Source organism: Maribacter stanieri, assembly GCF_900112245.1.
In the GTDB taxonomy this organism is placed as follows: Bacteria; Bacteroidota; Bacteroidia; order Flavobacteriales; family Flavobacteriaceae; genus Maribacter; species Maribacter stanieri.
Genome location: NZ_FOYX01000001.1, coordinates 2,054,662 through 2,069,210, shown reverse-complemented (window position 1 = coordinate 2,069,210; position 14,549 = coordinate 2,054,662). Strand labels below are relative to the sequence as shown.

Sequence of the window (14,549 nt, the reverse complement as noted above, 5' to 3'; positions counted from 1 at the left end):
AGTACTATTATGAGTCAAAATCATCACGAAGAAATATTACTAGAGGAAATGGTAGGTGGCGAGTTTGAAAGAGAACCAGTACCACAATCCAAACTAAAAAGCTGGAAAAGTTTTCTTGGAATGTATGCTGGTGAACATGCAGCCGGTACCGAATTTGTAATTGGTCCCTTATTCTTGACTACTGGTGTGAGTGCTTTTGATTTGATTATTGGTTTATTATTAGGAAATTTTATGGCTGTTTTAAGCTGGCGATTTTTCACTTCTGAAATAGCTGTAAAAAGAAGATTGACGTTATACTACCAGCTAGAAAAAATCTGTGGTAAAAGATTAGTTGTTGGATATAATTTGGCAAACGGAATTTTATTTTGTTTTCTAGCAGGAGCAATGATTACGGTATCAGCAACTGCAGTTGGAATTCCATTCGATATGGAAATGCCAAAACTAACCGATACAATGCCAAATGGAGCTACATGGGTAATTATCGTAGTAATTATTGGCGCAGTAATTTCACTGATAGCATCTAAAGGATATGATACGGTATCTAAAGCTGCAAATTGGATGTCCCCAATAATTGTTTTAGCTTTCGTTGCTTGTGGTATTGTAGCATTACAGCAATTGGGTGTAGGCAGTTTTAAAGATTTTTGGAATATCTGGGGCGAAGGTGGTGAACCTTTCCCTGGACAGATAAAATACACCTTCTGGCATGTGTTTTTTTGGTCTTGGTTTGCAAATGCCGCAATGCATATAGGCATGTCAGACCTTTCTGTTTTTCGATTCGCAAAAAAATCAAATTCTGGCTGGACCACCGCTGCGGGTATGTATGTGGGTCATTACATGGCTTGGATTGCAGCTGCATTATTGTATGCCGTTTATGTGCAATCTCCAGAAGCACAGGCTTTATTGGCGCAAGGTCAGGCACCCAATGTAGCGCCAGGTCCTTTGGCATATAATGCTATTGGTGTTTTTGGAATAATTGCAGTGGTGTTAGCAGGTTGGACAACAGCAAACCCTACCATTTATAGGGCCGGACTCGCATTTCAAGCAGTTTTGCCTAAAGCATCAACTTTTTGGGTAACCATTTTAGCTGGTTCAATTGCCACAATTGCAGGATTATTTCCTGCCTTTGCAATGAAATTATTAGACTTTGTAGCACTTTACGGATTTATTTTAGCCCCTGTCGGTGCCGTTATCGTATTTGAGCATTTCTTTCATAAACAAGCAGATATAGTCCAGAATTATGCGGAAGTTGCCAATATCAAATTCAACAAATCAGTTTTTATGGCGTGGGGCATTAGTTTTGGCTTATTCTATTTTATCTCTGTTCAATTTGATGTATTTCTTTCTTTTGTAACATTACCTGCCTGGTTGTTATGTGGCGCTTTATTTTTAATATTTAGCAAGTTATCTCAAAAGAAAAATACTTGATTTTTAGAATAAATTAAAAATGAAATTTTATCGGAATTAAATCTCGCCTAAAATAAGTTGGCATCAGAAAATTTTGTACCGCATATAAAATTAATATAATGGTGGACTATAAGGCAAATTTGAAGAAAGCTAATACTTTTGACTACCTAACATCACAACTATTGACCGATTTTTTTATATAGATATAATGTTTACCCATTTTAATACTAAACTTCAAGCTTTCTCAATAAGAAACTCATGTAATAAAAGCTATTTTGAGAAAAAAGCAACACTAATAAAATACTTAGCTCGTCAAGGTACTTGGTTTTGCCCTCAATTCACAAATCTTTGAAAAGAAATCGTCATTGACACTAGCATAGCCTTTAAAGAAAATTAGTTGCTAACAAAATTTAAAAATATCAGTTTTATCAGCTATATTTAAATCTAGAGATTTTTAATTCAGGTCAACAAATCGACAACAGAAAAAATAAAATTTAGCAGAATCCTTTGTATTCAAGCATTTCTAATAAAAGGTTTGAATCCTGTCGAGTCACTAGTAACAGAACCCTACAAACTACTAAATTTGTAGGGTTTTTTGATTTTAAATTCGTCTTAAGAATAAAAAAGTTTTGTCATAACTACACTTTAGATCTAATTTCTTTGACATAACAATTTTTAAAGATCCGCCATGACATTAGTCATTTTAAGAACTACTGTTTCCTTTTACATTTGGGTATGGCAGAGAGAATACCCTCAGTATTTGAAATATCTAAAATACTTGAGCGAATAAAACAGTTTTTTATACAAATTGGAGAACTGTCTTTTTTCGCACGTCGTTTTTTTAAAGAACTATTCTCTGTGCCTTTCGAATTTAAAGAGTTATTGCGCCAATGTTATCAAATGGGTAACCGATCTTTAATGCTAGTAGGTATGACCGGTTTCATTATAGGTTTGGTACTTACATTACAGTCTAGACCTACAATGATTCAGTTTGGCGCAGTATCAATGATGCCGAATATGGTAGGTATTTCTATAGTAAGGGAAATAGGTCCTGTAATAACCGCCCTAATTTGCGCTGGTAGAATTGCATCGGGTATAGGTGCCGAATTAGGTTCCATGAGAGTTACAGAACAGATAGATGCAATGGAAGTATCAGGCACCAACCCTTTTAAGTATTTAGTTGTAACACGTATTCTAGCTACAACATTAATGATTCCAATTTTAGTAGTATTTGGAGATTTAATTGCATTATTAGGTTCGGCGCTTGTAGAGAACCTGAAAGGTCAAGTTTCCTTTCAACTCTATTTTAATACAGTTTTTGATGCACTTAGCTTTGGAGATTTAATACCTGCAACCGTAAAATCATTCTTTTTTGGTTTTGTCATTGGTCTGGTTGGTTGTTTTAAGGGCTATCATTGTAAAAAAGGAACTGTAGGCGTCGGTATAGCTGCAAACACGGCCGTGGTCATGGCATCTTTATTATTATTTATAGTTGATTTTATTGCAGTATTTGTTTCTGATATTTTCTATGAATTATGATATGAATAAGGATACACAAAAAATAAAAAATAATGAACAGCATAAGTTGATAGACCATTTAGAAGGAAACGCAGTCATTCGCATAAATAATGTCACCAAAACTTTTGGTGACAACCATGTTTTAAATGGATTCAACTTAGTGCTTTACGAAGGTGAAAATCTAGTTGTTATGGGGAAATCGGGTTCTGGAAAATCGGTTATGATTAAATGTCTAGTAGGATTAATGGCTCCCGACAGCGGCTATATAGAAGTAATGGGCAAAGAAATATCGACATTAGATCGACAAACCTTAGATAAATTACGCTCAGATATTGGTTTTCTTTTTCAGGGCAGTGCCTTGTATGATTCTATGACAGTTCGCGAAAATTTAGAATTTCCGATGCGACGACACAGAGACAAACTGGGTAATGTAAAAGATACGACTCCGCTTGTTTTGGAAGCCTTAGAAAATGTTGGTTTAGCACATACCATGAATTTAATGCCAGATGAACTTTCTGGTGGTATGAAAAGACGTGTAGCACTAGCACGAACACTAATATTGAAACCAAAGATTATTCTATATGACGAGCCTACCAGTGGTTTAGATCCCATAACGGCAAAAGAAATAATTGAGCTAATGAGAAGTATTCAAAAAAAGTACGGTACAAGTTCCTTGATTATTACTCATGATGTGGACTGTGCAAGAGTAATTTCTGAACGAATGGTTCTTTTAGTAGATGGAATTAACTATGCCGAAGGCACCTATTCAGAATTATCGGCATCGACAGACCCAAAAGTAGAAGCATTCTTTAAAAAATAAAATTATGGCAAAAACAAAATTAGAAAATTTGAGGTTGGGTATTTTTGTTGTTTTAGGCACCATACTTCTTCTATTTGCAGCATACCTTATTGGAAATAGACAAAATATGTTTAGTAAAACATTTGAAATTACAGCTGTATTTAAAAATGCTACCGGACTACAAAATGGAAATAACGTTCGATTTTCAGGTATTAATGTTGGCACTGTAAATGGCATAGAAATGATCAACGATACTACCATACAAGTTCGTATGGTAATACAAGATAATATGCGTCACCATATCAAAAAAAATGCCATTGCCAGTATTGGCACAAATGGATTGGTTGGCAGCATGTTAATCAATATTATTCCTGGTTTAGGTACTTCTTCCTTAATAACTCCAGGAGATGAACTATTATCTTCAAACAAAATAGGCACTCAAGATATGATGAGTACTTTAAGTATTACCAATGAAAATGCCGCTTTACTGACTGCCGATTTATTGAAAATCTCAAAGACCTTAACAAATGGGCAAGGAACTTTAGGCAGGTTACTCAATGATACTATAATGGCGAACGACTTGTATAAAACAATGGTCAATTTAAAATATACAAGCTATAAAGCAAATTCAACTATTACTCATTTAAACGATATAGTTGGGCAACTAAATTTTAAGGAAAGTGTTGCTGACATATTATTCAACGATACCATTTCTGGCGAAAAAATAAAAAACGTAATTAAAAACCTAGAGACAACCTCTTTTGAAATTGATGAAATGTCTAAGAACTTAAATCTCATCATTTCTGAAATCAATGATGGACAAGGCGCTATTTCTTATCTGGCAAATGACTCTTTGTTTGTAAACCAGCTTGAGAAAAGCATGGAAAATATAGAACAGGGTACAGAAAGATTCAACGAAAACATGGAAGCACTAAAGCATAATTTTTTAACTAGAGGCTACTTTAGAAAATTAGAGAAACAAGAAAAAAAATTAAACAATCTATAAACAGAAGGCTTGTATTAAACGCGCATGAATTTTTAAGATATTTAAGTGTCAACAAAAAATAATGAAAATTTAAATCCCGCTTTCAATGCACAGTATGCTTTTCTTATCTCAACTCATTGATTTTGAGATAAACTGAACATAAATTATTCGATATAATTTCTAGATACTTAAAAATTAAAATTATCGAATAATTCTATTTGACCCTGTAAATTAACCTCCCAAAAACTGTATAAATGACTTGGGTCATTTGTATAATTCAGCCCTACCATTACATTTAAATCTTTGTGAAAAATTTACAAAATGAATAATGACTATAAACGTAAAGTCATCAATATACAGATAGACGGAGTTATACTAAAAGGAAACTTAGTTATACCTAAAAATCCTATTGGTTTGGTCATTTTTTCTCATGGTAGCGGAAGTAGTCGTCTAAGCCCACGTAACAACTTTGTTGCCGAAGTTTTACGAAAAAATGATTTGGCCACCTTACTTTTTGATCTATTGACAGAAGATGAAGATAGTGTTTACAAAAATAGATTTGATATAGATTTACTGACCCTACGCCTTATTGACGTAACGCAATGGGTTCAACAACAAAAAGAAACAAAAAATTTATCTCTTGGATATTTTGGAGCAAGTACAGGTGCTGCCTCGGCATTAAGGGCCGCTGCATTTTACGAAAAAACAATTAAAGCGGTAGTTTCAAGAGGGGGGCAACCAGACCTTGCTTTAAACGACATTAATAAGATAACAGCTGCCACATTAATAATAGTTGGCGGCAATGATGAAGTTGTTATTGAGCTTAATGAAAAAGCTTATCAGAAATTACAATGTCAAAGAAAACTAGAAATAATACCCAATGCAAGTCACTTATTCGAAGAATCGGGCAAATTAAATGAAGTGGCACAAATATCAGCTAGTTGGTTTGCTATGTATTTGTAAAATTAAAAAACAAAACAATGTTTAAAGATAGAAATGATGCAGGAAATCAATTAGCAACACTATTAGCAAAATACAAAGATGATGAAGTAATAGTGTTGGCAATACCAAGAGGTGGCTTACCTATTGGAGCATCTGTTGCTACCTTTTTAAATGCGCCATTAGATGTGGTACTGACTAAAAAAATAGGTCATCCAAATAATAAAGAATATGCGATTGGCGCAGTTAGCCTTGAAAGTATAATACTTTCAAATTCTAATATTTTAGATAATTATTATATTGAAAGAGAGACCGAACGTATTCGTAGAACACTAAAAGAGCGACACAAACAATATTATAAAAATCGCTCTCCTAAAAAATTACAGAATAAGACGGTAATAATTGTTGATGATGGTATTGCAACCGGTAATACCCTTATGGCAACAATAGCTTTGGTACACAAACAAAAACCTTCTAAAATTATAATAGCAATACCCGTAGCACCACCATCTGCTATTAATAAAATAAGTAATTTAGAACATGTAGAAGAAGTCATTTGTATTTTACAACCAGACAATTTTAGGGCCGTAGGGCAATTTTATAAAAACTTTGAAGAGGTAACCGACCGAAAAGCCATTCAGATATTAGATTATTTCAATTCTAAAAAAGTTTCAGAGATGTAATTAAATATTTCCAATCAAATAATTTAATCTTCTCAATTGTTATACTATTTGCTATTTTTTAGTGGCTTTTACAACTATAAAAGATCCTTCTCCAAAACCTTCTTTAGACATTTGAACCTCTTTTATGTCATCTAAGTTGCCAAATAGTGTTTGGTTGAATTCCAAACTTTTAAAGCCTGCTTCTTTCAAAAGAACCTCTATTCTACTAACAGTATAAAAAGTACTTCTATGACGTCTTTCTAGATATTGTTGAGCTACACTTCTTTCTCTATCCAAAAAACCGATTACTATTGCTCCTGCAGGTTTAAGAACCCTATATGCTTCGGCAAATGCGTGTTTTATGTTATCTAAATGACAAACTGTAACAAATAGAACAAAATCGAATTTTAAATCTCCAAAAGGTAACTGTTCGGCATAACCGTTTAAAACCGAAACCCCTCTTTTAATAGCCAATGCAGCCATTTCTTTTGATGGTTCTACTCCTTCTTTTATACCTAAAAGTTCTGAAAATCTACCTGTTCCCAAACCCACTTCAATACCTTTAAGGTTCTCTGGCAGTTTCTGTAACTGTTCTTTTATCGCCAAAAGTTCTGATTCAAATACCTGAGGGTAATCTTTGTACCATTGCTCATATGCTTCAACATTCTGATTAAAGATTTCTGTATTCATCATAACTTATTTTTATTGATTACTTAAAAGTCGAAAGAATTAAAGAGCCGTAAAAAGACCTGAATCACAATAAATATTTTTTATCAAAAATTCAAACCAATAGATAAACCAATTCAAAACAAATTTTACCAAACCTTCTTCTTTTAATTATCTAATACGATATCATAGTAGATAAATTTGTTTTCAGCTGAACATTAATTTATTTTCAAGCAACTCCTTTTTACTCCTGCTCAAAGGCAACGAGTTTCCATTTATCTCAACATGTCTACCATTAAACTGATCAACATTTCTAAGGTTTACTATATATGATTTATGAATTCTTAAAAATTTGTCATCTGGTAACATTTTTTCAAATCGCTTCATAGTAAATTGAACAACAAAATTTTGCTTATCGGTTACGATTTTTACATAATCACCTATTGCCTTTACCCATTTAATATCGCGTAATACAACTTTTACTTTTTTTAAATTACTTTTCAATAATACAAATTCACCCTCGCCATTTTTTGGATATATCAGGTTATGGTGTTTTAAGACCTTTCTGACCGCAATATTAAAACTGATTAATGTTATAGGTTTTAGCAAATAATAAGAAATAGTATATTCAAATGCTTTAACTGCATAATCAGCATTATTTGACATCAATATTGTTTTCGTCGGATGCTCTATAGATTCCAAAAAATCAAATCCAGAAATCATGGCATATCTACACTTAAAAACATTAAATCAATATTAGAATTTTTTATATGTCGATTGGCTTCTAACGCATTGTTATACACTCCAGATAATTCTAAATTAGGATGGCAGTTAACCATTTTCTCCATTATCTTTTGCTGTTTAATCGAATTCTCCAATACAATACACTTTAGTTTCATGTCTTTTTTTTTAGTTTCTTAAAAGATTCGATCAATCAAAAAATAATTTAACTGATCTAAATAATCTTAATGTCACCAAATATTCTCTTAGTAAATATTTGCCAGTTCCAAGTTGAAAGGTCAATACCTAAATATTGCATTTAGATTACTATTTTTCATTGGCATATGTTCAGCAGGTAAAAGAAATACCTTTCCACCAAGCTTATAGCATTCTATAGCAGCTAAATTGGTTAAAGAAGTATTACTTATATCTTTTGATTTCTCTACAGTTACTCTATTGGTTTTTAAATTGAACGTACCAAAAACATCACTTTCATTTTCAACGAATAGAACCTCTACAGTACCTTGAAAAATTGCTTTAAGTATTTCATCTATTTCGTATGAGGTTTTTTGCGAATAACTTAAATCCTTAAATTTTTGTATCATTTCAGATTCTAAAATTTTAAAATAGGGTTCGATTAACTCCCAAGAATCTTGATGTAATGAAGTCTTTACTTTAAATTCTGGATCACCCCCCAAATGCCGATCATAAATATTTTTATAAGTACTTGTCTGTTTATAAATACTATACAAATAGTCGGTACAGGCTAATATTAAAGGTGCATTTTGATTTTCAATTGTCTTTTTTATCCCTTTATCTAAAACCCTAAAAAATTTTACCATCTCTTTTTTATCATCATCCTTTCCTTCTCCATGACCGTGAAATACACCAGCCCTACCCAAATTCTGCGCATTTCTAAATTGTAACATTTTCGGTCTATAATCAAACCCAACGGCTTCTTCTAGCCGCTTTGGCGCAAAATCTTCAACAAATAAATCCTTAAATTGATATCGTGATGCTTTGTACAACTTAACATAATCTCTACTAAGTTCAAGTAGGTAATAGGTACCGTTATTGTGGTACATTGGTAATAAAGGCTTTAGATAAAAATGGTTTGCTACATATGTTTGTATTTCAAATAAAAGTGGTACTTGAAAATACTGCAATCCAGTATCTGGATTTAAGAAAATAGCCAGTCCATCCGATGGGTTTCGCCATAAATCCACTCTATCTAATAATTGTGTTATTGGATCAAGATAATCTTCTACTTCATTATCGTGTAATTGATATTGCAATAATACCGTGCGCACCTCTTCTAGACAATTTTTTAATATAGCTTGAGCTAGGTGAAGATTTTGTTCCATTCCTTTTTTATCCATTGTAAGATATATGGAAACACAATGAAGGGCTTTTTTTGCCATTAAAGATTCAAAGGTAGATTTTGGCAATGGTAGTTTTTCAGCAGTATACATGTTCTATCTATTTTCTACCAAAGTACTTAATACGATAAAGCAGCTAAATGATTTGAATCAGGTATAAAGAAATTCTGATTAAATCTGAAAAAATAGTATAGATAAAAAATCCAATTTATTGTAATGAAGAACTCTTTCCTTTATTTAGACACTTCTCAATAATGGACAACAAATCTTCCAGCTCAAAAGGCTTTACTAAATACCCATCCGCACCAGCATCTATACCAGTTTTAATTTCAAGTTTTTCAGATTTAGCACTAAAAAAAACAAATGGAATTCTTTTTAAATCTGGATAATGACCAAGGTGACTTAATACGGTAAATCCATCCATTTCGGGCATAAGAAGATCACATAAGATTAAATCTGGAACATTAGATTTAATCTTTTCTAAACCAATTTTTCCGTTGGATGCTGTTAACGTAACATACCCTTCGAGTTCTAAAAGTTCAGAAGTATTTTCCCGTATATCATTATCATCTTCAATTATAAGGATACTGATCATGGTATAACCAATTAAGTTCAAGCTTATGGGGATAAAAAAGATACAAAAAAAACTACAATCTTGGTAAGAAATAATTTCATGATTAAATCGATACTTGTTAAATGTTCCTATTTAATTCAATAATATTAGATGATACATTAAGGCAAGAGATTCTGTAAAAAACTGTATGACTTAAATCATTTCACACCTGAATCACTAATCTTAGTTTACTGTCAGTTTCTTTTATCTTCAACTTTAATATCATTGAATTCTTAAGATTAGAGCAGTTCTTCAAATTCTTGAAACAAAAGATATCAAATGTTGAAAATTATAGTACTTAATTACAACATCTAGCCATGAAAATAATTACAATTTTACTTTTCATATTCTACACCACACACATTACAGCTCAAAGTATAAGCAAATTGTATGAAGAGGCCAATGCATCTGTTGTTCTCATTAAAACATGGCAACCAGAAATATATAGCCAAGGAAAAATGAAAACCCTGGTAACCTTAGAAGGTCTTGGATCAGGTTTTGTCATCTCAAATGATGGTGATATAATGACTGCTGCACATATTGTTCAAAATGCTACCATTATTAAAGTCGTTTTTTCAGATGGAGAAGAAGTACCTGCGAAAGTCCTTTACTCATACCCTACTGCCGATGTTGCATTAATTAGATTGACCGAATCAAAAAATACTCCACTTTCAATTGTTACTTTGGCAGATTCGGATAAAGTTAAAATAGGAGACCAAGTCTTTGTTATTGGTTCACCATTTGGTCTAGGGCATTCTTTATCCGTTGGTTATGTAAGTGGTAAGTATTCTCCCAAACAAGTATCAAGCGGATTTATAAAAACAGATTTCTTACAAACCGATGCCGCCGTAAACGAGGGTAGTTCTGGCGGACCATTATTTAATATGAAAGGAGAGGTAATAGGTATTGCTAGCTTTATTATAAGCCATTCTGAAGGTTTTCAAGGGATATCTTTTGCAGCTACTTCAAACATTGCCAAAGAACTACTTTGTGATGAAAGACCTCTTTGGACCGGTATTGAGGCTTATTTCATTACCGGATCATTAGCAGAAATATTGAATTTACCACAAATTGCCGGAGTAATGGTACAAAAAGTAGCCCCACAATCATTAGGAGATAACCTAGGTCTAAAAGAATCGTATTATCACCTACAGATTGATGGTGATAATTTAGCTGTCGGTGGCGATGTTTTATTATCCTTTAATGACGTACCATTAACAAATGAGAAAAATATGGGCAAAGCCTGGTCTATTATACATAACCTACAACATGGTGACACCCTGAAAGCTAAAATCTTAAGAAAAGGCAAAATCATGAATTTAGCATTTATAATTCCGAAAACTGAAAAATTTTCACCAAACTGATCTAGGTCATTTTAAAAAGATAATGTTCGTATTATTTTAGCACTATAATTAATCTAAGTTCTTTGAAATAAATAGCTATTTGAATCTTGTTCGAGGGAACCAAGATTCAATTCAAAAAGAAGAAAGTATTTCAAATTCAAAAGACCATTTGAATTCTTCATATGTTTAGAAATAATCATAAAAAAGGATCAGTGTAAGTGTAATTTGAAAAAAATACCGACTTCTTAGAAACCAAGTCATTGCGATGACTTGGTTTCTTATAAAATTATAAAGCATTGATTTGGATTATCGTAAGATAGTACAGATCATAGTAAAGAAAAAGATGCTGTAGTAATCTATATTAATTTTCGAATCAACTTAGCAATAGGTTAATTAAAAGATTGATTTAAGGCAACAACAAATTCTATTCTTTATGAGAAACAGGAAGTTTTGGCTTCCTGTTTTTTCTTTAAAATGTAATTACAAAAAAGGCTTCTAAGCAGTAATGCCTTAGTAGTCATATAATGATATTGCAAATATTTCTTTTACTAGAATTACAAGCTGAATATGTAGTTGGTACATAATTACTTGGTCTGCGTTCAAAATTTAAAGAATTGCAATATCTATAATAAAGGACCGGATATTCTGGCATTCCGGTCCTTTTTAAAAAACATATTAAGAAAAGGTATTATTATTGTAAGGTAAGAAATACCGGAAAGTGTTCGAATTGTTAATTGTCGAAATCACCCCTATATCATTTTAGCAATAAGATGACTTAAGGATAGATGTAACACAAAGAATAAAACGAACACTTCAAAGGAAACAGGAGACCTTAGGTCTCCTGTTTCTATTTTAGAATCAAATATAAATACCAGCTCAATGAAGACTAAGCCAGTATTGGAGACCTATGGGCTTCTTCTATTATATTTATCTTTATTAGGTATTATATTCTTTATTTTTTTCTATGTTATTGCTGCCATACATTATCCTGGAGGATCTTGGTTAGAACCAGATATAAATGGTTTTAGTTTTTGGCACAATTATCTTTGCGATCTTTTAGATTTCAATGCCATTAACGGTAAGCCTAACAAAGCTAGATTATATGCAATTGTAGCATTATGCTTACTATGTACAAGTATATTATTTATTTGGTTTTTACTACCTAAATTATTCAAAACAAAAAATAACATCCAAAAATTGATGGGTGGATCTGGATATCTATCTTTATTTTCAATTTTATTTTTAGTGCTTGACTACCATGATATAGTTGTTCGCATAGCAGGTATATTTGGTCTTGTTGCTTTTATCACTTGTTGTATAGAACTATATAAAACAAGCTATAAAAAACTATTTATACTAGGTGTAGTTTGCATTTTTATCTTTCTTGCCAATTATTATATTTATGAAACTGGTATAATTATACATATACTACCTGTTGTACAAAAAATCACCTTTTCGCTATTTATTATATGGTTCATTGCCCTAGATTTAGCTTTGTACAGGATGCTAAGGCAAACCGATGATATACGAAGTAAAAAAATATAAAATTAATTTGTCAGAAATTTTTCTTCTCTTTTCCTTCTTTAAAAAAAAGGTTAAATAACCTATATTTTTCATCATCAAATCGTTCTAAAAAAATATCTTTTTTACGCAACAAACCATCTTCCATAAGATAACTCAAGGGCTTGAACATATCATAAGTTCTAAATATTTCTTTTGACATTGCTAATATGGGCAAGGCCAAAATCATACCGGCAATACCCCATAAAACACCCCCTATAAAAAGCCCTAAAATCACGAATAATGGGTTAATTCTAACGCTGGCTCCCATAACATTTGGTGAAATTAGATTTCCTTCTAATTGTTGCACTATAAGATATAGGACAATGACTGCAATTGGCTGCCAAAAATTATCAGAAATCATAAACATATAAACTACGGGTAAAACACCACCTATAGATGTGCCTATATAGGGTATAATTTCAAGAAAACCAGCTAAAAACCCCCAAAAAAAAGGATAAGGAACTCCTATCAACCAAAGTCCGCCACCTATTAATAATCCTAAAATTAGTACGATCATACCTTGCCCTAGCATATATCGTTTTGCTAAATATTGGACATTTTTGAATAGTTGATCAAGCCTATTTCTATTCTCTTTATTAGATTGTGCCAACAGAAAATTTTTGAATGCGGTACTGTAAAGTAGCATAAAATAAGTTATAACTACAATGAGTACCAAGTGCGCCAATACCGTTGAAGTAGACTGCAGGCTTCCTCTAATAATATCAATTGAAAAATCAGAAATGGCCAAAACATTTTCTGAAATCCAACTAGCTGTTGTATCTGCCTCTAGATTGAATTTTTGGTCGAACGATTCTGAAAACACGATAATCATTTCCGAAAGTCTGTCCTGAACCGATGGTAGTTTACCAAATAGAATTCTAGTTTGATTGAAGAAGAAAAAAATTAGAACAAACAGAGGTGCAACAGCTAAAACATAAGACGTAAATATTGCTAAAATCCTATTACTGAATTTACTCTCAAAATAAGTTACTATGGGCTTTAACATTAGGGCAAAAAAAAACTAAAAACTAAGGGTATAATAATCACCTTTGCGGCAATTAACATCCAAACGCATAGCGTTATGGAAAATAAAAAATAAAAAGTATTAGCTAAATTGAGAGTGTATTTTTGCATAGGTTAAAATGATTTAGAATTTATACTAACCTAAATCTTTCCTTGACCTTGAATATAATTCTATCAACAAATTCTAGTGGCACATCTAATATTTCAGCAATAGTTTTTAAGTCTTGATTACCAAAAACTAGTAACTCTACCACAGTTTTACTTCTTTCTGGTATAGTTGAATACAATACCCATAATAACTTTCTTTTCTCAACAGATAACAATGCGGCTTCATTTAGCCCTAATTTATGTACCAACTGTCTTTCTAATGGTTCATATAAGAAAATGTTGTCTAACCAACCTTTATTTTGAACGTATGAAATGTCATCTAATTCTTCGAACATTATGCGGTCTCCATCACCGTCTGTAGTGAAGTTTTCATTTAAAGATTTTAATTCAGCCTTTAATAGAGAATGATAGGTAATATCATCTGGCACTTCTTCAGATTTTATCGCTTCTAGTTTATTGATTCCCGCTCTAAAAAGTAATCGTTGAAATTCAGATATATCAGTAATTAAAGAATAATTTTCGTAAATCTCTATATAGATTTCATCAAGAATTTCATCAGCTTTATAATAGCCTTTATCAAGATGACCTTGATTTTCTGCAGCCTTTAAACTACCGTGAATAAATTCTTTTAAATCATAATTAAAATCTTCCAATTCTTTATAAAATTGTTGAAAGTCATATTCCAGTTTGTCGGTATATATATCTTTGGTCTTTGCCATATAAGTTAAGTATTATAATTTCATTATATCAATTCTTTAAGTTGTAGGATATAGTAACAACCTATTATTTTAAAACTACATCTAATAAAAAAGGTTGAAAATGACTTA

The 14,549-nt window shown here is 31.9% G+C and carries 14 protein-coding genes and 1 pseudogene; 8 read left to right on the top strand and 7 right to left on the bottom strand.

Features of this window, described 5'->3' with window-relative positions; all coding sequences use genetic code 11:
- The first annotated feature begins 9 nt into the window (after nucleotides 1-9).
- From BM296_RS08950 to BM296_RS08925, 6 genes are all read left to right on the top strand, one after another.
- On the top strand, nucleotides 10-1,425 hold the full coding sequence (locus BM296_RS08950; RefSeq protein ID WP_091902718.1) for a purine-cytosine permease family protein: 1,416 nt from the start codon (nucleotides 10-12) through the stop codon (nucleotides 1,423-1,425).
- Nucleotides 1,426-2,139: 714 nt separating this feature from the next.
- Nucleotides 2,140-2,943 (top strand): MlaE family ABC transporter permease, encoded by an 804-nt coding sequence (locus BM296_RS08945; protein WP_073243194.1) that lies wholly within the window; start codon nucleotides 2,140-2,142, stop codon nucleotides 2,941-2,943.
- Nucleotide 2,944: 1 nt separating this feature from the next.
- A complete protein-coding gene (locus BM296_RS08940) occupies nucleotides 2,945-3,742 on the top strand; it encodes an ABC transporter ATP-binding protein (RefSeq protein WP_091902986.1) in 798 nt (265 codons plus the stop codon).
- A gap of 4 nt (nucleotides 3,743-3,746) precedes the next feature.
- Nucleotides 3,747-4,727, top strand: a complete 981-nt coding sequence (locus tag BM296_RS08935; protein WP_091902717.1) for an MlaD family protein — start codon at nucleotides 3,747-3,749, stop codon at nucleotides 4,725-4,727.
- Nucleotides 4,728-5,027: 300 nt separating this feature from the next.
- On the top strand, nucleotides 5,028-5,669 hold the full coding sequence (locus BM296_RS08930; protein WP_091902716.1) for a dienelactone hydrolase family protein: 642 nt from the start codon (nucleotides 5,028-5,030) through the stop codon (nucleotides 5,667-5,669).
- Between the two features lie 17 nt (nucleotides 5,670-5,686).
- Nucleotides 5,687-6,328, top strand: coding sequence for a phosphoribosyltransferase (locus tag BM296_RS08925; RefSeq protein WP_091902715.1), 642 nt, complete (start codon nucleotides 5,687-5,689; stop codon nucleotides 6,326-6,328).
- Between the two features lie 51 nt (nucleotides 6,329-6,379).
- Here BM296_RS08925 and BM296_RS08920 read toward each other — a convergent pair whose 3' ends face one another.
- From BM296_RS08920 to BM296_RS08905, 5 genes are all read right to left on the bottom strand, one after another.
- Nucleotides 6,380-7,000 (bottom strand): class I SAM-dependent methyltransferase, encoded by a 621-nt coding sequence (locus BM296_RS08920; protein WP_091902714.1) that lies wholly within the window; start codon nucleotides 6,998-7,000, stop codon nucleotides 6,380-6,382.
- A gap of 180 nt (nucleotides 7,001-7,180) precedes the next feature.
- Nucleotides 7,181-7,639, bottom strand: a complete 459-nt coding sequence (locus BM296_RS08915) for a LytR/AlgR family response regulator transcription factor (RefSeq protein ID WP_245786991.1) — start codon at nucleotides 7,637-7,639, stop codon at nucleotides 7,181-7,183.
- A 53-nt stretch (nucleotides 7,640-7,692) separates the two neighbouring features.
- Nucleotides 7,693-7,872, bottom strand: a complete 180-nt coding sequence (locus tag BM296_RS19615; protein ID WP_245786990.1) for a chemotaxis protein CheB — start codon at nucleotides 7,870-7,872, stop codon at nucleotides 7,693-7,695.
- A gap of 120 nt (nucleotides 7,873-7,992) precedes the next feature.
- Nucleotides 7,993-9,165 carry a baeRF7 domain-containing protein gene (locus tag BM296_RS08910; protein ID WP_091902713.1) on the bottom strand — a complete coding sequence of 391 codons (1,173 nt, stop codon included), beginning with the start codon at nucleotides 9,163-9,165 and terminating at the stop codon, nucleotides 7,993-7,995.
- A gap of 115 nt (nucleotides 9,166-9,280) precedes the next feature.
- The gene (locus tag BM296_RS08905; protein ID WP_091902712.1) at nucleotides 9,281-9,667 is read right to left on the bottom strand and encodes a response regulator; all 387 of its coding nucleotides are present in this window, start codon (nucleotides 9,665-9,667) and stop codon (nucleotides 9,281-9,283) included.
- A gap of 335 nt (nucleotides 9,668-10,002) precedes the next feature.
- On the opposite strand from BM296_RS08905, the gene BM296_RS08900 reads away from it, so the two are divergent.
- The gene (locus tag BM296_RS08900) at nucleotides 10,003-11,049 is read left to right on the top strand and encodes a S1C family serine protease (protein ID WP_091902711.1); all 1,047 of its coding nucleotides are present in this window, start codon (nucleotides 10,003-10,005) and stop codon (nucleotides 11,047-11,049) included.
- Between the two features lie 858 nt (nucleotides 11,050-11,907).
- A complete protein-coding gene (locus BM296_RS08895; protein WP_091902710.1) occupies nucleotides 11,908-12,573 on the top strand; it encodes a hypothetical protein in 666 nt (221 codons plus the stop codon).
- Nucleotides 12,574-12,583: 10 nt separating this feature from the next.
- Here BM296_RS08895 and BM296_RS08890 read toward each other — a convergent pair.
- A pseudogene (locus BM296_RS08890) lies at nucleotides 12,584-13,600 on the bottom strand (AI-2E family transporter); the annotation flags it as partial.
- A 145-nt stretch (nucleotides 13,601-13,745) separates the two neighbouring features.
- Nucleotides 13,746-14,441 (bottom strand): hypothetical protein, encoded by a 696-nt coding sequence (locus tag BM296_RS08885; protein WP_091902708.1) that lies wholly within the window; start codon nucleotides 14,439-14,441, stop codon nucleotides 13,746-13,748.
- Nucleotides 14,442-14,549: the final 108 nt, after the last annotated feature.

Coding starts and splice junctions, on each gene's coding strand:
- BM296_RS08950 (WP_091902718.1), top strand. CDS start 10: ATGAGTCAAAATCATCACGAAGAAATATTACTAGAGGAAATGGTAGGT.
- BM296_RS08945 (WP_073243194.1), top strand. CDS start 2,140: ATGGCAGAGAGAATACCCTCAGTATTTGAAATATCTAAAATACTTGAG.
- BM296_RS08940 (WP_091902986.1), top strand. CDS start 2,945: ATGAATAAGGATACACAAAAAATAAAAAATAATGAACAGCATAAGTTG.
- BM296_RS08935 (WP_091902717.1), top strand. CDS start 3,747: ATGGCAAAAACAAAATTAGAAAATTTGAGGTTGGGTATTTTTGTTGTT.
- BM296_RS08930 (WP_091902716.1), top strand. CDS start 5,028: ATGAATAATGACTATAAACGTAAAGTCATCAATATACAGATAGACGGA.
- BM296_RS08925 (WP_091902715.1), top strand. CDS start 5,687: ATGTTTAAAGATAGAAATGATGCAGGAAATCAATTAGCAACACTATTA.
- BM296_RS08920 (WP_091902714.1), bottom strand. CDS start 7,000: ATGATGAATACAGAAATCTTTAATCAGAATGTTGAAGCATATGAGCAA.
- BM296_RS08915 (WP_245786991.1), bottom strand. CDS start 7,639: ATGTCAAATAATGCTGATTATGCAGTTAAAGCATTTGAATATACTATT.
- BM296_RS19615 (WP_245786990.1), bottom strand. CDS start 7,872: ATGAAACTAAAGTGTATTGTATTGGAGAATTCGATTAAACAGCAAAAG.
- BM296_RS08910 (WP_091902713.1), bottom strand. CDS start 9,165: ATGTATACTGCTGAAAAACTACCATTGCCAAAATCTACCTTTGAATCT.
- BM296_RS08905 (WP_091902712.1), bottom strand. CDS start 9,667: ATGATCAGTATCCTTATAATTGAAGATGATAATGATATACGGGAAAAT.
- BM296_RS08900 (WP_091902711.1), top strand. CDS start 10,003: ATGAAAATAATTACAATTTTACTTTTCATATTCTACACCACACACATT.
- BM296_RS08895 (WP_091902710.1), top strand. CDS start 11,908: ATGAAGACTAAGCCAGTATTGGAGACCTATGGGCTTCTTCTATTATAT.
- BM296_RS08885 (WP_091902708.1), bottom strand. CDS start 14,441: ATGGCAAAGACCAAAGATATATATACCGACAAACTGGAATATGACTTT.